Source organism: Corynebacterium sp. HMSC036E10, from assembly GCF_001836265.1.
GTDB lineage: Bacteria > Actinomycetota > Actinomycetes > Mycobacteriales > Mycobacteriaceae > Corynebacterium > Corynebacterium coyleae.
Genome location: NZ_KV827965.1, coordinates 71,665 through 88,046, shown reverse-complemented (window position 1 = coordinate 88,046; position 16,382 = coordinate 71,665). Strand labels below are relative to the sequence as shown.

The window sequence follows — 16,382 nt, the reverse complement described above, 5'->3', positions numbered from 1 at the left end:
CGCTGACTGGGATTAAGTTACACACACCCAAACAACAACACAAATCGCCAGCGTAGAGCGTGTTTTCTAAACGTCTTTAAATCCTTGTTTTGGGTTAATCACGCCAAAAACGAACAACGCCTGCAAAACCAGGCCGATCAAGAACATCAAACCCGCGATGGCCAGCGCGTATGCGACTTGGGCGGGGTGGGGATCGTCGATAAGCAATGTGTCTTTGACCGCGAAGAACAGGAACATCGCAGGGATGAGACCAACGTCTGTGCGCCACACCTTCAGCGGTGCGCCGAGCACAGCACTGGCGAGGCCCGCTGCCCCCAGAGCAAGAATCGCCCTCAGACCGATTGGCGCGACCAGCAGCAACACCGCCATATAGAGCGCAACCGATGCCAGGGCGGCACCCCAATACAGGACCAGCCAGCGGCGCCGGGGAACGCCGAAACTCGTCATTGCCGTTGCGCCGAGGATGCCTGTGCCGTTGCTGCAATAGACCATGGCCCAGACGAGGATTGGCAGGCTCACGAGGAACTGGGCGAGAGGCTCGCTGCTCACCACTCCGGCAAGGTAGAGCAAAAGGCTATGCGCAACCGCGATACCTGCTGCCCACAACAGTTGTGGCTTGAAAATCACCTCGAAGATGAACCCTCCCCGGCCGATTCGGCCACGCACCGCGCGCCGATCCTCGTCGTTGGTCGCCTCGACGTAGCGCGTGCCTATCAGCAGGCCAGCGACCACCGCAAAGAGCGCGCCGAGCAGCCCAACCCAGTCGGGCCGCGCCGCCAGCGCCACGCCAACCCCGCACAACACCGCCGGCACCACCCCAAAGGCCGCAAGTTTCACAGCGCGCGAGCGCGGCACACCGAACGCGGTATAGGCAGTCTCCTCCTGCTGCAACGCGACAAGTACAAGCACCGTGACCATGCTGGGGAGGAATGCGGCAGAAAGCGCACTATCCACCACAAACGGCCCAAACGCCATGACGGCGATCAACGGCACCATCCACAGCAGCCGCTTCAGCGGCGAGGCGACAAACTGGTGGCGAAAGAATCCGAGAAGCGTGGTGTTCATTACGACACCTCCAACACGTGCTCGATGAGGTCGTCGAACTTGGCGGCGCGGGCATGGCGCGGGGCGTCGTCGAGAGGAACAAGCTCGGGGCCAGCAACAGCGAACGCGTCCGCATCCTCCGGGACACATTGCTTTGCGACGACCCCATCACGCCCCAGAATCACCGCACTGTCCAGCACCTTCGCGGCGTCATCGATGTGGTGTGTGGCCATGACGATCGTGCGCCCCGTGTCCGCCTGCGCCAACAGGTGGCGGTAGAACAAGTCGGTGTTGTGGGTGTCGAGGCCGACGTAGGGCTCGTCGAGAAGCAAAAGCTCCGTGCCGGATGCGAGGCCGATGACGATGGAAACCATGGCGCGCTGGCCTCGCGAGAGTTTCTCGTAACGGGTGCCCAGGGCGGGATCCAAGGCGAAGTCGGCGATGAGTGTGTCCGCGATGGTTTGGTTCCAACCGCGGAAGCGCAAGCGCGCTCCCTTGATCACGTCTGCAGCGGACCACCAGCCGGGGTAGGCGGTATCAACACCGGTCAGGCACGTGTTGTCCATGACCCGGGCGTTGTCGAAGGGGCGCTGCCCGAACACCTCAACGGTGCCGTCGGTGGGTTTCAGCTGGCCGGCGAGGATGCGCAGCAGCGTGGATTTACCCACGCCGTTGCGTCCGAGCAAGCCGTGGATACCGGGCCCGAGGTCCAGGTCGACGCCGTTGAGCACGTGCGTGCTGCCGAAGCGATGCGTGAGGCCAGCGGTGTGGATTGTCATCGGTACAGTCCTCTACTTTCTGCGACGCGGTCAATGAGGTCGTGGAGGTCGGCGCGGGAGTAGCCGAGGTGGACGGCTTCGTCGATAAGCGGTGCGATGTACTGGCCCGCAAACGCCTCGCGGCGAGTGGCCAGGATGCGCTCGCGGGCGCCGTCGGTGACGAACATGCCGAGGCCGCGGCGCTTTTCCAACACGTTGTCGCTCACAAGCAGCGTCAGCCCCTTGCGCGCTGTAGCGGGGTTGATTTCGTGGAACTGCGCCAACTGATTCGTCGATGGGGCCTGATCGCCGGGTTTCAGGGAACCGTCGACGATGAGGTCCTCCACAAAACTGGCGATCTGCACGAATAACGGCTCCGCATCAGTATTCACGACGCCTCCATTCGCCTCATTGGTTAGTTACTCGAGTAACCAACTAACTAACACGGGTTCAGGTGGAGTGCAACCAAAAAACAGAAAAAGAACATGGAGAACCCGCGCAAAATCAGGCAAGATGGGCCGTGAAAATCAACTTAGCAACGAAAAGAATCGGAATTTAGGAGCCATGCTTGAACGCACACTGGTGTTCGTCGACACGTCTTACCTGCTCGCGAGCTTTTACAATTCGTGGGAAATCGGCGCAAGAGCGCAACTAGAAATCGATCTCCCCGAGGTAGTCAACGCCCTCGGGAACATGATCACCGACCAACTCCATCAACCCATCCATAGGCAACTTTGGTACGACGGCATCCCCGACTCCGGGCCCCACCGCTACCAACGCGCGCTGCGCACCTGCGACGGCGTGCAACTCCGCACCGGCCAACTCATCGAATGGGGCGAACGACGCACCCAAAAAGGCGTTGACACCCGCCTCGTCGCCGACCTCGTGGTCAACGGCCTGAGCGAAAAATTCACCGACTTCGTCCTCGTCTCCGGCGACGCAGACATGATCCCCGGCGTCGAAGAAGTCACCCGCACCGGCACCCGCGTACACCTCTACGGATTCGGGTGGGACTCCATGTCCTCCGCACTGCGCCACGCATGCGACAGCACCACCATTCTCGACCCGCGCGAGGACTTCTCCAACGCCATGCGCCTGCAAGTCCTCGAAGGCCCCCTGCCGCCGACCATCCGGGAGCGCCCGCTTAACGACGCCGCACCCCTCGACGAAGCCGACGGCCCGACCTCCGTCCCAGGCCTTGGCCCCGAGCCGCTCAGCGCCGAATGCGCCAACGCCGAAGCAGAGAAACAGGAAGAGAAGACGGGTGCTGGCGATGGTTCGGGTGCCGGTGCTGATGCCGGTGCTGATGCGTCGCAGGGTTCGGCGGAGGGCTCCAAGACCTCTGAGGCCGAGACCACCGAAGCCAAGCCTGCTGCACCTGCCTCGTCTGCTGCACCTGCAGCGCCGAAGCCTTCCGACATTGTCGTGCTCCGGTTGCCCAGCAGCGCACGCACGAACCCGACGAGCCGGAACTCGACGAGCCTTCCGAGGCACAGGTCGAGGCCAACAACGAGTCCAACAAACCCGGCAACAAGCAGGTCTCCAGCGAACAACGCCCGGCTGCCACTCCGGCGCCGACGCCGGCCGCGAAGACAAGCCCTTCGGATACCGACTCGTCCGCCGACTCAACCAAGGCGGAGGATTCCGCGCCGCAGCAGGGACCGAAGCCGGCACCGAAGCCGTCGATGATGGCGCCGCGCCGCAAGCTTCGCTCCCGCTACGTCCCGCTCCCGGAGGAGGTGTGGACGTCCGCCGGCTTCCAAACCCCCTACGACGTGGGACAACAGTACGCGTCATGGTGGTTTGAAAACGCCGCCACCATGGAGCAGCGCGACAGCGCACATCTGCTGTCGGGTGGCGGTCTGCCACCGGAGATCGACAGGCCACTGCTGCAGTTCGCCTGCGAAACCCTCCACGAGTACACGCTGAGCGAAACCCAGCGCGTCAATCTTCGCGACGGGTTCCACTCCGGCATCCGCGGTGTCCTGATCAACATCCGTCGCAACTAGTCGCTTTACGACGACACCGGGGCCGCCAACCACCTTGCGGCCCCGTTTTTGCGTTGGTTGCCCTGCGCTTCTCTTCTGCTTCCGGCGCCTCCCCGTCTGCCCCCCTTTCTCGAAATAGTTCCCCGCGCGGGAACTTTCTTCGGTTTCCGGCACCTTTGCCGCGACATTTCCCCAGGTCGGCAGTTCTAGACACTCGTGGTCGGACAAAATAGTTCCCGGATTCAGCGTGAACCTGGGAACTATTTTGCGGCTACGCAGCCGCCCCTGACAGATTTTGAGAAATCTGTCAGGGGCGATTTCTGACCAGGCGCGATGCCGACGGCTGACAGATTCCGGCGGAGTGTGTCAGGAAAGGCCTAGCGCTCGGCGTCAGTGTCGGCATCAGCCTTAGCGTCAGCATCCGACTCGGCGTCGCGGAGGTAGGCCTCGGCGTCGGCGATGGTGTCGTCGGCAGCGCCCGCCGCTTCGGCAACGCCAGTGTCGGCAGTCTCAGCAGAATCGGCAGCGTCCCCCTCGGAGCCGGCTTCGAGCTGGCGGTCGGCTGCGGAAGCAGAAGCACCCGAACCGGCTTCGAGCTCGCCGCCCATGGAGGCACGGATCTCGGCGAGACGGTTGGAGGCGGCCGCATCGGAAGAGCCGGACTCGATTTCGGCGATGCGATCGTTCATGGAGTCCTTCATCAACTCCTGCTGGCCAAGTGCGTTGGCGTAGCGCCGTTCGATTTTGTCGCGTACGCCGTCGAGGGTGGGCACGTCGTCAGTATTGAACTGGTTCATCGTGTCCATGGTGCGGGCCGTGTGCTCCTGCATCTTGGCCTGGTTGAGCTGGGACTCGAGTTGGGAAACCTGGGCCAGTTGCTCCTGCAGGCGGGCCTCGGACTGCTTCTGCTTTTGCTGTGCTTCCTTGGCGGCGTGGTCGGCGGAGGCGTAGGACTGCTTGGTTTGCTCAAGTTCCTGCTCGACGGACACCAGTTGGGTGGCGATGACCTCGGCGGTGGAGTTGAACTGTTGGGCCTTTTCGGTGTCGCCGGCGGCGGTGGCCTTGTCGGCTGCTTGGAGGGCGGTGCGGGCCTTGGCCTGCAGGTCGTCCTGGGACTTAATCAGACGGTCGAGTTTCATCTGCAGCTGGTTGCGGTTGCCGATGATGTTGGCGGCCTGCTGGGTGATGTCTTGGTGCTGCTTCTTCGCGGCTGCGATGGCCTGTTGGATTTGCACCTTCGGGTCGGCATTCTCGTCGATTTTGGTGTCGAAAGACTGCATAAGGTACTTCCAGCCCTTGGTAAACGGGTTCGCCATGGTTGGGTCCTTTCGGTGTTTGTCGGTTTGGGTGCGTCGTCGTTAGGCAAGTGTACGCATGAAAAAAGCGCCCGGCAGGCGGGCGCTTGGGTGGTGAGGTCTAGTTTTCCTCGGTGTTTTGGGCTGCGATCTGACGGCGAACCTCGTCCATATCGAGGTCCTTGACCTGGCTAATCACGTCTTCGAAGGCGGCTGGCGGAAGGGCGCCTGCCTGCTGCCAGATCATGATGCCGTCGCGGAAAGCCATAAGTGTCGGGATTGCCTGGATTTCCAGGGCGGCGGCGAGCTGCTGATTCGCCTCGGTGTCGAGTTTGGCAAACGTCACATCGGTGTGAGTCTCGGATGCCTTTTCAAAGGTGGGGGCGAACTGGCGGCAGGGGCCGCACCAGGAGGCCCATGCGTCGACAAAGACGATGCCGTCCTTTGTGACGGTTTGCTCAAACGTGTCCTCAGTTACATCAACGGTGCTCAACGTTTCGCTCCTTATTGCGTTAGGTTATCCTCTTGGACGTTGTGCAAAGTACAACGCGATGAGTTTTGTCGTATTCCAACCCGTGTTGGGCCGCTTTAAGGAGGCGCTCACCAGTCATGACCAAGACCTACAAGATTTCTGGTCCTGATGATGAAGTTGCTGTTGCTTCACTTGCAGATGAACTTTCGATGGTGGAGGGCGCGCATGAGGTGGACATCAATATGGAGGATGGGGTCCTGACGGTTGTCGGGTTCTTGTTCACCGATGAGGATGTCCGGCTGGCGGCGGTGAACGCGGGCTACGATTTACATTTGTAACCGTTTGAAACTGCATGAGGAGGCTGTGATGGCTGAGCGTACGTTCCAGGTTGATGGCATGACCTGCGGGCATTGTGAGTTGAGTGTGCAGGAGGAGGTTGGCGAGATCGCTGGCGTCACCGGCGTGAAGGCTGACCACAAATCCGGCAATGTTGTCGTGGAGGGCGAGGGCTACTCCGACGCGGATATTGCTGCTGCTGTTGAGGAAGCGGGCTACAAGCTGGCTTAATCGGGGGATTTTGCCACGGATGTATGGTGGGGGGCATGACTCATACCCCTGTGGCACTACAACAGATCGAGCTCGGCGTAACAGGGATGACCTGTTCGTCGTGCTCTTCGCGTATTCAGCGCAAGTTAAACAAGCTCGACGGCGTGGATGCGTCGGTAAATTACTCCACGGAGACTGCGACTGTTTCGTTTGATCCGTCGTCGACGTCGACGCAGTTGCTTATCGACGAAGTCCGCGCCGCCGGCTACGACGCCTTTGAAATGGGTGACGAAAACGGTGGGGAAACTGGAGGGGACGGGGGGTCGTCGACAAGCAATGCTCTCGATGAGGCGCGCGACAATGAAGCGGAGCAGTTGAAGCGCACGACGATTTGGGCGGCGCTGGTGTCGCTGCCAGTGATGCTGGTGAGCATGATCCACGGGCTGCAGTTTCCGAATTGGGAGTTTGCGGCGCTGGCGGCCACGACGCTGGTGTTTTTCTCCGCGGGCAGTGTGTTCCACCGTGCGACGTGGGTGAATCTGAAGCACGGCGCGATGACGATGGACACGCTGATCACGCTGGGTACGTCGGCGGCGTACCTGTGGTCGATTTGGGCGCTGTTTGTTGGTGGCCCTGGTGAGCCGGTGTACCTGGAGACCGCGTGTGTCGTGATCACGTTCCTGCTCTTGGGTAGGTGGTTTGAGACGCGCGCGAAAGGGCAGTCCTCGGAAGCGCTGCGCGAACTGCTGAGCATGGGCGCCAAGGACGCGGCGGTGATCCGCGGGGATAAAGAGGTCCGGGTGCCGATCTCGCAGGTAGTTGTGGGGGATCGTTTCGTGGTTCGCCCTGGTGAGAAGGTGGCCACGGATGGGCGTGTGATCTCGGGGCATTCAGCTATCGACGAATCCATGCTGACCGGCGAGTCCGTCCCGGTGGAGGTCGGCGAGGGCTCGATGGTCACCGGCGCGACCCTGAACACGTCGGGGCGACTGGTGGTGGAGGCCACCCGCGTTGGGTCGGAGACGACGCTGGCGCAGATGGGGCAGCTGGTCAAGGACGCGCAGGCTGGCAAGGCGCCGGTGGAGCGCCTCGTGGACCGGATCTCTCAGGTGTTTGTGCCGACGGTTGTTGTGATTTCCCTGATCACGCTGGTGGGACACCTGTTGGTTGGCCATGCGGTGGAGGACGCGTTCACGGCTGCGGTGGCGGTGCTGATCATCGCGTGCCCGTGCGCGCTGGGCCTGGCCACGCCGACGGCGATCTTGGTGGGTACCGGCCGTGGCGCCCAGATGGGGTTGTTGATTAAGGGCCCGGAGGTGCTCGAATCGACTCGCCAGGTGGACACGGTGGTGATGGATAAGACCGGCACGGTGACTACCGGCCAGATGGGTGTGGCCGAGGTGCTGCCTGGTCCGGGCTACGAAACCGAGGAGGTGCTGCGCCTGGCTGCCGGTGTGGAGGCTGGCTCCGAGCACCCGATCGCACAGGCGATTGTTGAGGCCGCCGACGATGTCCCCGAAGCGACCGGCTTTGAGAATCTTCCAGGCCAGGGCGCTTCCGCGCGTATCGACGACCGCCTTGTCCGCGTCGGCCGCCCCACCGGGGACCTTGGTGCCCTGGCGGATGCGTTCACTGAGGCCGAGCAGCGTGGCGCGACCGCCGTTGCCGTGGAGGTCGACGGGGTTGTGGCCGGTGTGATTGCTGTGCGAGACACCGTAAAGGAGGACTCGCGCGATGCCGTCGCACGCCTGCGAGACCTGGGGATGACCCCGCACCTGCTCACCGGCGACAACCAGGGCGCGGCGGAGGCTGTAGCGGCTGAGGTTGGGATCGACCCCGCCAACGTCACCTCCGGCGTGCTACCGGAGGACAAGGTCAACGTGGTCAAGCGGCTGCAGGAGTCGGGCCACCGGGTGGCCATGATCGGCGACGGTGTCAACGACGCCGCCGCCCTCGCCCAGGCAGACCTTGGTATGGCGATGGGAGCTGGCACCGACGTGGCCATTGAGGCGTCGGACATTACGTTGATGCATTCGTCGCTACGTTCCGCCGTGGACGCCATCCGCCTGTCGCGCAAAACGTTGAAGACCATCAAGGGCAACCTGTTCTGGGCGTTCGCCTACAACGTGTTGCTCATCCCGGTGGCTGCGCTGGGGCTACTCGACCCGATGCTTGCCGGTATTGCGATGGCCTTCTCGTCGGTATTTGTGGTGTCCAACTCGCTGCGCCTCCGGGCGTTCAAGTCGGCGTAGGTGAGCGTTAGTTTCTTGCGCTGCTGCGATCCAGCATGAGCAGGACGAAGCCAACCGCGATCCAGATGGCAAGCACCCACCAGCTGGCTCCGGCGCCGAGCCCGTCGAAGAAGGAGACGGAGCGGATCAGGTGACCGGTGGCGCCGACTGGCATCCACTGGCCCAGTGTCGACCACCCGGCGGGCAGCAGCCACGGCCCAGTTGCCAGTCCTGAGAGCGGATTGGCCAGGAAGATGGTCAGGATTGCGCCGATGCCCACACCTGGGATGCCGATGATCGCGGCGAGGCCTGCAGTGAGCATGGAGGTTGCCAGGATGCCGCAGCCGATGCCGAGCCACTCAAGTGCGAAGTTGCCGGTCAGGGTGCCGTACGCGGAGTGCAGCATCCAGGTGACCACAAGCGAACCAACTGCGGCGATACCGGTCAGTACCGCGAGTTTTGCCCACTTGTTGCCGCGGAAGAGGAAGGTGGCGATCACCGCGGAGATGATGCCGCCAAACGCCAGCGGCAGGCCGAGGACTGCAAGGCCGGTTGCCTGCGGGTCATCTTGAGAGGTCGGTGCCAGCTCTTCGCGGGTGACCTCTACGCCCTGTGCTTCCATCTTGCTGGCCATGCCCTCAATCATCTGCGCGTAGGGTGCGCCGTTTCCGGCCGCGGTGTAGGCGGTTGCGCCGGTGGGTGCGATGCTCAGCCCGCCGACGGCGTCGCGGTTGAGGACGGCATCGCGCACCTCCTCGCCTGAGCCGTAGACGGTGATGTCTGGGCCGTCTTCGCCCATTGTTTGTTCGAGTTGGCTGGCCATTGGTTCGGGCGCGGCGATGGCGATCGGCACGTCCTTTGGCCCGGATGCGAACGTTGGCGCGAGGAACGCGAACAGCATCAATCCGATGATGATTGGGATACCGATGCTCGCTCCAAGCACCTTTGCTACGGCTGGTCGTTGTGTTTTCGATGCGTTAACCATTGCAAATCTCCTATCTGGAACACGGTGTTCTATTTCTATAGTTCGAACATAGTGTTCCGTTTGCTATGGTGTCAGGCATGAGACAGGACGCCGCTGACAACCGATACGCCATCGTCACCGCAGCCAGGCAATTGCTTCTCGACGAAGGCCCGGGTGTGTCCATGCGCACCATCGCCAAGGCCGCCAAAGTGGGTGTGGCAACCGTGACGCGCCACTTCCCTGAGCGCATCGAGCTTCTCGGTGCCGTCGGCGCCCAAGCCGTTAACGACATCGCCCAAGTCATCGACGACCATGCCGTCGAGTTCACGGTTGATACGCGTAAGGCTTGGCGCAGCACCGTCCATGCCATCGGCAACCTTCAACATGCCGCCCTCGCTCAGGCAATATTTATGGACTCCATGCAGGATCCAGGGGTGGGGCCGGAGCGCCAAGGGGTCGTCGATAAGCGTGCTGCAGAGCTCCGGGAGATTTACGGGGGCCTCCTCGCGCCGGCGAAGCGCGCCAAACTGTGTCCGGCCAACCTGGATCCGTTGGAGTTTCACATATCGCTTGGCATTGTGAGCCGACCGCTACCTGCTCAGGCACCGGACCTACTGGGCCAAGACAAGCTCACACACAAGTTGATCGACACACTGCTCGACGGCTTGGAGGCCCAGGCACACTCAGCTGAATATTAAGTTCCGAGTTTTCGCAGGCCACGGCCTAAACTCCCCCTGCATGAACACTGATCAACAGCTCACGCGCACTGAGCGCCTCGACCGCCTTCCTGTCACCCCGAAACACAAACGCCTGCTTGTCGGCTCCGGCATTGGCTGGGCGCTGGACGCGATGGACATCGGCTTGGTGTCGTTCATCATCGCAGCACTCGCCATCCACTGGGATCTAGACAAGACCACGACGAGTTGGATCGCGTCGGTTGGGTTTATCGGTATGGCGATCGGCGCGTCGCTCGGCGGGTTGCTCGCCGACAAGATCGGACGCCGCCAGGTGTTCGCCGCGACGCTGCTGCTCTACGGGTTGGCCACGGGCGCATCGGCGCTGGCGTGGTCGGTCGCGTCGCTGATCGTGTTCCGCTTCCTGGTGGGCTTGGGCCTCGGCGCGGAACTTCCCGTTGCGTCCACACTGGTCAGCGAGTTTTCTCCACGTAAGGTGCGCGGGCGCATGGTGGTGCTGCTCGAAGCGTTTTGGGCGGTGGGTTGGATTCTGGCGGCGGTGATCGGCACGTTTGTCGTCGCTAATGGCGAGACCGGTTGGCGCTGGGGCTTCGCCATCGGCGCGCTACCCGCCCTGTACGCGATCGTGGTGCGCCTGGGCCTGCCGGAATCGGTGCGCTTCCTGGAATCCAAGGGCCGCCACGACGAGGCTGAGGAGATCGTGCGTTCCTTCGAGGCTGAGGCCGACCCCGCCAACTACGACACCACTGTCCCTGCACAGGAGGAGCCGATCCAAGGTGGCATCTGGGGCGCTGCTTTGCGACGACGCACCGCCGCCTTCTGGACCGTCTGGTTCTGCGTGTCGCTGTCCTACTACGGCGCCTTCATCTGGATCCCATCCCTGCTGGTGGAGCAGGGTTTCTCGCTCGTGCGGTCATTCACGTTCACGCTGATTATCACGCTTGCGCAGTTGCCGGGCTACGCGGTTGCCGCCTGGCTCATCGAGGTCTGGGGGCGCAGGACGACCCTGTCCGTGTTCCTCGCAGGGTCTGCGGTCTCCGCGTTCGGCTTCGGCATGGCGAGTGCCGAGTGGCAGATCATCCTCGCGGGCTGCCTGCTGTCGTTCTTCAATCTCGGCGCATGGGGCGCGTTGTACGCGATCGGCCCGGAGCTCTACCCCACCGCGATCCGCGCGACCGGCACCGGCGCGGGTGCCGCGTTCGGCCGCATCGGTTCGATCCTCGCCCCGCTCGTGGTCCCGCCGGTGCTGGCGTTCGGCGGCTCGACCGCAGTGTTCGGCGTGTTTGCCGCAGCGTTCCTGCTGGCGTGCGTCGCTGCGTTTACGTTGCCGGAGCAAAAGGGAGTTGCGCTTGCCTAGCGACGACACCACGTACCATCCCACTCATCCCCCGTTCCCGTGTTAAGGATTGCCATGCGTCGCGTACTCGCCCCCTTGTCTCTGCTGACCGCCTTGTTGCTCGCCGGTTGCGCGGGTGGGACCGGCGAGCCGGAGACCATCGTGGTCACGTCGACCGAAGTCGTCGACGCACCCGCACCTGAATCGGCGCCGGAGGCGAATCCTGAAACCGAGCCGGAATCCGAACCTGCACCTGCTTCAGAACCAGAGCAGCCCGCTGCCCCGCTAGCCGGAGCGTTCGAACTCGACCCGGCGTACAAAGATCAGGTCGGCGGCAAGTGCGGCATGACACCCGACGGCGCGAAGATTTCCGTCGGCGACACCACCTCCTGCGACCTCGCGGCAGCGGCCTACCCACATGCGATTAACGCCACGTGGGCCTGGAGTAACAAACCAAACGTAACGTCGGTGCCGTTCACGAATATCTCCGGTGTACCCAGCCCCATCACCGGCGGTGCGTATGACCTGCGCTGCGCTGTCGGATCTTCGGGGCAGACGATGAGCTGCTACGGCCCGGACAACGACCCGTACATGACCTACGAGCTCGAGATGACCACAACGTGGCACCCGCGCATCAACATCGTTGGGGAGTACCCACACAACTAACTAACCGTGGGCCATGTTGACAAAGCGCGAGTAGTGCAGCTGGTGCGCCACCGGGATGGTGTCAATCGGGCCGCCACGGTGCTTGGCCACGATGATGTCGGCTTCGCCGGCGCGCTCGTCGTCACGATCCTGTGAGTCCGGGCGGTACAGCAGGAACACCATGTCGGCGTCCTGCTCCAGCGAGCCCGACTCACGCAGGTCAGCCAACTGCGGGCGCTTGTCGGTACGTGCTTCGGGGCCACGGTTGAGCTGCGAAATCGCAATGACCGGCACCTCGAGCTCCTTGGCCAACAGTTTCAGGTGGCGGGAGAACTCCGAGACCTCCTGCTGGCGGGACTCAACGCGCTTGCCGGAGCTCATCAGCTGCAGGTAGTCCACCACAACCAGGTCCAGGCCGTGCTGCTGCTTGAGGCGGCGGGCCTTGGAGCGAATCTCCATCATGGTGAGGTTCGGGGAGTCGTCGATAAATAGCGGCGCATCCTGGATCTCCGTGAGGCGCTTGGTCAGCTTCTCCCAGTCGCGCTCCTCCATCTGGCCGGAACGCATCGCGGAAAGCTTGATCTCCGTCTCGGCGGAGAGCATGCGCATAATGATCTCGGAGGCACTCATTTCCAGCGAGAAGATCACGCTGGTTTTGCCCTGGTGGATCGAGCAGGAGCGCATGAAGTCCAGCGCTAGTGTCGACTTACCCACACCAGGACGTGCTGCGATGATGATCATCTGGCCGGCGTGAAGGCCGTTGGTGAGCTTGTCTAGGTCGATAAACCCAGTCGGCACGCCGGCCTCGAGGGCGCCGCCGGATGCGATCATGGTCAGCTCGTCGATAGTTGGCTTGAGCAATTCCGAGAGCGGACGGTAATCCTCGCCCACGTTATTGCGGGAAATGGAGAACACCTTCTGCTGCGCATGGTCGACGAGCGCTTCGATCTCCATGCCCTCTTCGCCCTCGTAGCCCAACTGGACCACCTGGGTGCCGGCGTTAACCAGCTGGCGCAGGATCGACTTCTCTTCGACGATCTCCGCGTAGTAGCCGGCGTTCGCCGACGTCGGCACCTCAGAGATCAGCGTGTGCAGATACGGGGCGCCACCGACGCGCTCCAGTTCGTTGAGACGGTCCAAGCGTGCCGCGACAATGAGCACGTCGACGGAGCTTCCCTGGGAGAACAGGTCCAGAATCGCCTGGTAGATAAGCTGGTGCGCCGGGTGGTAAAAGTCATCCGGCCGCAGCCCGTCGGCCACGTCCAGGATCACGTCCGGGTTGAGCAGCATTGCGCCGAGGACGGAACGCTCCGCGCGCTCGTCGTGGGGCGGGGTGCGGTACTCCTGCTGTACGTCACCACGGTTGTTGCCGTACTTGTTGTAGCGCTTCTGGCCACCCTTGCCGTTGCCGCCGAAGTTATCGCCGCCGGCGAAGCGGTTGGAGCCGCCAGTGTTTTGTTCGAAGTCGGCGAAGTCCCCAAAGTCGCCGTAGTCCGCTACCGGCTCCGGTGGTGGTACGTAGTCGTCGAAGCTGTCGTTCGCACCCATGTTTTCCCCTTTCACTGTGGCTATGACACTACCCTCTCCTCCGACATTTTCTAGACCCACTAAACGAGTTATCCACAGGGGCTGTGAAATCTTTCGACATTGTGCGGGTAGTTATTCACAAGTCATCCACCCAGCTTGTGGAGAACTTGTGTACAGCGACACCAAAACCGCAGGAACTTATCCCAAACGCGCAGGTCACACGCTATTCATCCAAACCGCATACCCCGGGTGTAGCCGGGGGATAACTTCTCACCACGGGGTTTGACAAAGCACATTTCAACAGTTTCGGACCCCTTTTTCGACCCTGCAGCCACGTGCCCAGGCACTTTGGATCCACACTTATCCACATCTTTCACACCACGCGACACCTGTCTCGCAGTTAGAGTGCATACATGGAAACACGAGGCATTCTTTGGATCTACGCCATCGCGATGGTGGCGTTTCCCGCGGCGTGGATAAGCCTGTTGCGTCTGATCGGCGGCGGTTGGGAATTTCGGACCGTCACGGCGGCCTTCGGCACTCTCGAGGCCGTGACCGCATTGCTCGCACTCGGTGGTGCCACGTGGTTCACCGCCGCGGCGCGCGGTCGCAAGAAAATAGGCGCACTGGTCACGGTGTGGCTCGCAACCGCCTGCCTCGTCGTCGGCTGGGGCTCGATGGCCGTTGCGCATTGGGAGGAGTACCAGGCCGACATGGCGTTACCGATCATCAACTTGTTCATGCTCCTCATCCCAGTCGGCACGGTGCTTGTCTTCGCCGCCGCTATCGCCGAGTCCGCATCACGCGCGCGAAGCAAACGCCAGCGGTAGCACCTCCACCCCGTACCGCTCCGCAATGTCGGCCGCCGCAACCGTGACCGACCAGCCCGAATCCATCTCCCCGGTCAGCAGCAGCACGGGGCCTGTCTCCACCTCAAGGCCCGTGTAGTCGTAGTACCGGTCAAGCCCGTTGACGCGAAACGCCGAGTTTCGTGCTTCTACCTCGCGCGATGGCGTATCGACGACCCCACCAAACCGCATCTGCCCCACCCTTGCCAGCGCTTCTGCGGTAGCCACGATCATCTCGTTTCGTGCCGGATCAGCATCGCCCAAAGCGACGACAGTGGTGGGGCGTTCCTCCCAGGCCCAGTCCGCGAGCACGGCGACGAACCGGCCCAGCCAGGCATCCTCACGCCAGTTGCTCAGCGGCCGGTAGGTGTTCGCCCGCAGCAGCTCTGCCAGGGCGGGACCGCGGGCGACGTCGTTAAGGCGCCCCAACGCTTTGCCTTGCAGCACGCCCTTGATCTTGCCGCGGCGCGCGGAGCCGGTCGGCCACATTTTGCGTTGGGTGATTTGGACGCCGGGGGTGCGCAGTTGTTCGTCCATACGCTGCGCCAACGCAGCGTCCACGTCCACTGGCAGGTGATTGCCGGTGCAGTTGTCGCAGCGCCCGCAACGCTCATCGGGCGCGAGAGTGGGGTCGTCGAGTTCACGACGTAGAAACGCCATACGGCACCCATCCGTGGCTTCGTAGGCCAGCATCAGGTCCTGTTCGCGCTTACGCGCTTCGGCGAGCCCACCGTAGCGCTCGTGGTCATACTTCCAGGCAGCACCCGTGGATACCCAGCCGCCCTTCACGCGACGCACGGCGCCGTCGACGTCGAGAACCTTCAGGGCCTGGTCGATACGCGTACGGGAGAGGTCCACGAAGTTCTCCAGCCGAGGTGTGGAGAACGGTTCCTCGCTCAGCGCACCCAGCAGTTGATGCACCACGTGTTCCTCCGGCATGGACACGGACGCAAAGTAGTCCCACACGCGTTCGTCCTCAGGGCCGGGCAGCAGCACAACCTCGGCGTGGTCGGTGGCACGCCCGGCGCGGCCGATCTGCTGGTAGTAACTCACTGGCGACGACGGCGCCCCCAAGTGCACAACGAAGCCCAGGTCCGGTTTGTCGAAGCCCATGCCCAGCGCGGACGTAGCCACGAGCGCTTTGAGTTCGTTGTCGATCAGGGCGCGCTCGAGGCGTTCGCGCTCCTCCGCTTCGGTGCGTCCGGTGTACGCGGCGACGTTCCAGCCAGCGTTTTCGAGTGCCTCGGCGAGGTCGTGCGCAGCGGCGACGGTCAGGCAATAGATGATGCCGGAGCCGTTGACATAGGCGAGGTACTGCGCGATCCACGCCGCGCGCTGGGTTGGGTCCGGCAACTGCACCACGTTCAGCGCGAGCGACTCGCGGTCCAGCCCGCCACGCAGCACACCGGTGTTCTCGCCGAGTTGAGCCACAACGTCAGCCACCACACGGTCGTTCGCGGTCGCTGTCGTGGCGAGGACCGGGGTGGCCTCCGGGAGGTCGCTAATTAGCACCGCAATACGGCGATAATCGGGGCGGAAGTCGTGGCCCCAGTCCGAAATACAGTGCGCCTCGTCCACCACCAACATCCCGGCGGAGCGCGCGAGTTGCGGCAGCACCTGCTCCCGAAAGTCCGGCGCGTTGAGGCGCTCCGGGCTGATCAGCAGCAGGTCGTAGTCGTTCAGGCGCGCCTGGATCTCGTCCCACTCGGTCATGTTCGCCGAGTTGATCGTCGCCGCGCGAATCCCTGCGCGCGCCGCCGACTCCACCTGGTTACGCATCAACGCCAACAGCGGCGACACAATAATCGACGGCCCGGCCCCTTCCTCACGCAGCAACTTCGCCGCAATGAAGTACACCGCCGACTTACCCCAACCGGTGCGCTGCACGACGAGCATGCGTTTTCGCTGATTCACCAACGCGTCGATGGCGGTCCACTGGTCGTCGCGAAGCATGGCCTCGGGACCCGCAATGCCTTTGAGAAGTTCGTCTGCTTGTGTGCGCGTCGCTGTCATGGCGCAACCCTATAACACCG

At 62.8% G+C, this 16,382-nt stretch carries 17 protein-coding genes; 9 read left to right on the top strand and 8 right to left on the bottom strand.

Annotation, left to right across the window (positions count from 1 at the left end):
• Positions 1–66: 66 nt before the first annotated feature.
• Genes HMPREF2736_RS03185 through HMPREF2736_RS03175 form a run of 3 tightly spaced genes read right to left on the bottom strand, consistent with a single transcriptional unit; the run spans position 67 to position 2,194 of the window.
• Positions 67–1,065, bottom strand: a complete 999-nt coding sequence (locus HMPREF2736_RS03185; protein ID WP_070828868.1) for a hypothetical protein — start codon at positions 1,063–1,065, stop codon at positions 67–69.
• Complete coding sequence (locus HMPREF2736_RS03180) at positions 1,065–1,823, bottom strand: ATP-binding cassette domain-containing protein (protein ID WP_070828867.1); 759 nt, start codon at positions 1,821–1,823, stop codon at positions 1,065–1,067. Before HMPREF2736_RS03180 ends, HMPREF2736_RS03185 begins: the two co-directional genes overlap by 1 nt.
• On the bottom strand, positions 1,820–2,194 hold the full coding sequence (locus HMPREF2736_RS03175) for a GntR family transcriptional regulator (protein WP_070422035.1): 375 nt from the start codon (positions 2,192–2,194) through the stop codon (positions 1,820–1,822). Before HMPREF2736_RS03175 ends, HMPREF2736_RS03180 begins: the two co-directional genes overlap by 4 nt.
• A gap of 172 nt (positions 2,195–2,366) precedes the next feature.
• On the opposite strand from HMPREF2736_RS03175, the gene HMPREF2736_RS03170 reads away from it, so the two are divergent.
• Both HMPREF2736_RS03170 and HMPREF2736_RS12610 read left to right on the top strand, forming a co-directional pair.
• Entirely contained in the window at positions 2,367–3,491 is a 1,125-nt protein-coding gene (locus HMPREF2736_RS03170) for an NYN domain-containing protein (protein WP_246822044.1), read from the top strand.
• Positions 3,491–3,811 carry a hypothetical protein gene (locus tag HMPREF2736_RS12610; protein ID WP_371326402.1) on the top strand — a complete coding sequence of 107 codons (321 nt, stop codon included), beginning with the start codon at positions 3,491–3,493 and terminating at the stop codon, positions 3,809–3,811. Before HMPREF2736_RS03170 ends, HMPREF2736_RS12610 begins: the two co-directional genes overlap by 1 nt.
• A 356-nt stretch (positions 3,812–4,167) precedes the next feature.
• Here HMPREF2736_RS12610 and HMPREF2736_RS03165 read toward each other — a convergent pair whose 3' ends face one another.
• Together HMPREF2736_RS03165 and trxA are read right to left on the bottom strand one after the other, a co-directional pair.
• Positions 4,168–5,106: a PspA/IM30 family protein gene (locus HMPREF2736_RS03165; protein WP_070828866.1), complete on the bottom strand. Its 939-nt coding sequence runs from the start codon at positions 5,104–5,106 to the stop codon at positions 4,168–4,170.
• 100 nt (positions 5,107–5,206) lie between these two features.
• The gene (gene trxA, locus HMPREF2736_RS03160) at positions 5,207–5,578 is read right to left on the bottom strand and encodes a thioredoxin (protein ID WP_070828865.1); all 372 of its coding nucleotides are present in this window, start codon (positions 5,576–5,578) and stop codon (positions 5,207–5,209) included.
• Between the two features lie 116 nt (positions 5,579–5,694).
• On the opposite strand from trxA, the gene HMPREF2736_RS03155 reads away from it, so the two are divergent.
• Genes HMPREF2736_RS03155 through HMPREF2736_RS03145 form a run of 3 tightly spaced genes read left to right on the top strand, consistent with a single transcriptional unit; the run spans position 5,695 to position 8,355 of the window.
• Entirely contained in the window at positions 5,695–5,895 is a 201-nt protein-coding gene (locus HMPREF2736_RS03155) for a hypothetical protein (protein WP_070422039.1), read from the top strand.
• Positions 5,896–5,923: 28 nt separating this feature from the next.
• Positions 5,924–6,124, top strand: coding sequence for a heavy-metal-associated domain-containing protein (locus tag HMPREF2736_RS03150; protein ID WP_070422040.1), 201 nt, complete (start codon positions 5,924–5,926; stop codon positions 6,122–6,124).
• 35 nt (positions 6,125–6,159) lie between these two features.
• Positions 6,160–8,355 carry a heavy metal translocating P-type ATPase gene (locus HMPREF2736_RS03145; protein WP_070828864.1) on the top strand — a complete coding sequence of 732 codons (2,196 nt, stop codon included), beginning with the start codon at positions 6,160–6,162 and terminating at the stop codon, positions 8,353–8,355.
• 7 nt (positions 8,356–8,362) lie between these two features.
• Here the strand turns inward: HMPREF2736_RS03145 and HMPREF2736_RS03140 are convergent, their stop codons facing one another.
• Positions 8,363–9,319, bottom strand: coding sequence for a hypothetical protein (locus tag HMPREF2736_RS03140; protein WP_070828863.1), 957 nt, complete (start codon positions 9,317–9,319; stop codon positions 8,363–8,365).
• A 77-nt stretch (positions 9,320–9,396) separates the two neighbouring features.
• On the opposite strand from HMPREF2736_RS03140, the gene HMPREF2736_RS03135 reads away from it, so the two are divergent.
• From HMPREF2736_RS03135 to HMPREF2736_RS03125, 3 genes are read left to right on the top strand one after another with little or no spacing between them, the layout of a single operon-like run.
• Positions 9,397–9,996 (top strand): TetR/AcrR family transcriptional regulator, encoded by a 600-nt coding sequence (locus HMPREF2736_RS03135; RefSeq protein ID WP_168167613.1) that lies wholly within the window; start codon positions 9,397–9,399, stop codon positions 9,994–9,996.
• Positions 9,997–10,036: 40 nt separating this feature from the next.
• Positions 10,037–11,350 carry an MFS transporter gene (locus HMPREF2736_RS03130; protein WP_070484985.1) on the top strand — a complete coding sequence of 438 codons (1,314 nt, stop codon included), beginning with the start codon at positions 10,037–10,039 and terminating at the stop codon, positions 11,348–11,350.
• 54 nt (positions 11,351–11,404) lie between these two features.
• Complete coding sequence (locus HMPREF2736_RS03125) at positions 11,405–11,995, top strand: hypothetical protein (protein WP_070484986.1); 591 nt, start codon at positions 11,405–11,407, stop codon at positions 11,993–11,995.
• Here HMPREF2736_RS03125 and dnaB read toward each other — a convergent pair whose 3' ends face one another.
• Entirely contained in the window at positions 11,996–13,522 is a 1,527-nt protein-coding gene (gene dnaB, locus HMPREF2736_RS03120; protein WP_070450684.1) for a replicative DNA helicase, read from the bottom strand. It abuts the gene before it with no gap.
• 392 nt (positions 13,523–13,914) lie between these two features.
• Here dnaB and HMPREF2736_RS03115 point away from each other — a divergent pair, with 392 nt between their 5' ends.
• The gene (locus HMPREF2736_RS03115; RefSeq protein WP_070828861.1) at positions 13,915–14,331 is read left to right on the top strand and encodes a hypothetical protein; all 417 of its coding nucleotides are present in this window, start codon (positions 13,915–13,917) and stop codon (positions 14,329–14,331) included.
• On the opposite strand, the gene HMPREF2736_RS03110 is transcribed toward HMPREF2736_RS03115, so the two are convergent.
• The gene (locus tag HMPREF2736_RS03110; RefSeq protein ID WP_070828860.1) at positions 14,302–16,362 is read right to left on the bottom strand and encodes a RecQ family ATP-dependent DNA helicase; all 2,061 of its coding nucleotides are present in this window, start codon (positions 16,360–16,362) and stop codon (positions 14,302–14,304) included. The two genes, HMPREF2736_RS03115 and HMPREF2736_RS03110, sit on opposite strands and share 30 nt — an antisense overlap.
• Positions 16,363–16,382 lie beyond the last annotated feature (20 nt).